The 1,208-nt window shown below is 67.6% G+C and carries 2 protein-coding genes; one reads left to right on the top strand and one right to left on the bottom strand.

The annotated features are described in order from the left end of the window. Window positions 1-407 (top strand): asparagine synthase-related protein (locus tag A9W95_RS09265; protein ID WP_253851601.1); only part of this gene is annotated, 407 nt, incomplete at its 5' end. 67 nt (window positions 408-474) lie between these two features. On the opposite strand, the gene A9W95_RS09260 is transcribed toward A9W95_RS09265, so the two are convergent. After that, window positions 475-1,208 (bottom strand): PfkB family carbohydrate kinase (locus A9W95_RS09260; RefSeq protein WP_067411150.1); only part of this gene is annotated, 734 nt, incomplete at its 5' end.

Genomic DNA, 1,208 nt, shown 5'->3' with positions numbered 1-1,208 from the left:
CGCAGAAGCACGGGGTCAACTGCGACAACGTCCTGATCTCCGAGAGCGCACACACGGCGCGGTTCACCTGCACCACCACTAAGTACGCGCTGCGTCGCGCGCTGGAGCCGATCGTGCCCGCCCACGTGCTCAACCGGCCCAAGCTGGGCTTCCCGGTGCCGATCCGGCACTGGCTGCGCGCCGGCGAATTACTCGAGTGGGCCTATGGCTTGGTCGACTCGTCGCAGGCCGGCCACTTGGTGGATCTCGCGGCGGTTCGGCGAATGCTCGACGAGCACCGCGTCGGCGCCAGCGACCACAGCCGGCGGTTGTGGACGGTGCTCATCTTCATGCTCTGGCATGCGATCTTCGTCGAGCACAGCGTGGTGCCCCAGATCAGCGAACCGCACTACCCCGTGCAGCTCTAGGTCCGCGAACGGAACGGCACTGCGAAAAATCGCGCCGTTTTCCGCAGTGTGGTTCCGCTCGCCGCGACTAGCTCAGGACCGCGTCGATCTCGGCAGCCGCCTCGTCGCCGTACGCGCCGGCCAACCGGGTCTTGGCGACCTCGCGGTCCCACTCCCACTCCTGGGTTCCGGTCGACTCCAGCACCAGCACGGCGACCAACGACCCGAGCTGGGCGGACCGCTCGATGCTCAGACCGGCGCTGCGTCCGGTCAGGAAACCGGCCCGGAAGGCGTCACCGACGCCGGTCGGGTCGGTCTGGCTCTTCTCGGGGACCACGCCCACATGCACGGTGCTGCCGTCGCGGCCGACGATGTCGACGCCCTTGGCGCCCAGCGTGGTCACCCGCAGCTCGATCTGCGCCATCACATCGGCTTCCGTCCAACCGGTCTTGGACAGCAGCAGATCCCACTCGTAGTCGTTGGTGAACAGGTAGGTGGCGCCGTCGATCAGCTTGCGGATCTCGTCGCCGGACAACCGGGCCAGCTGCTGGGACGGGTCAGCGGCGAAGGCCAGACCCAGCTCGCGGCATTCGTCGGTGTGCAGCACCATGGCTTCGGGATCGTTGGCGCCGATGATCACCAGCTCCGGGGTGCCGATGGCGGACACCACGTCGGCCAGCTTGATGCCGCGCGCCTCGGACATGGCGCCCGGGTAGAACGACGCGATCTGGGCCATGTCGACGTCGGTGGTGCAGGTGAACCGCGCCGTGTGTGCGCTCTCGGAGATCAGGACGTTGTCGCAGTTGACCCCGTGCTTCTGCA

The sequence above is a fragment of the Mycobacterium sp. 1423905.2 genome (genome assembly GCF_001673155.1).
In the GTDB taxonomy this organism is placed as follows: domain Bacteria; phylum Actinomycetota; class Actinomycetes; order Mycobacteriales; family Mycobacteriaceae; genus Mycobacterium.
This window is presented reverse-complemented; position numbering and strand designations above follow the sequence as displayed.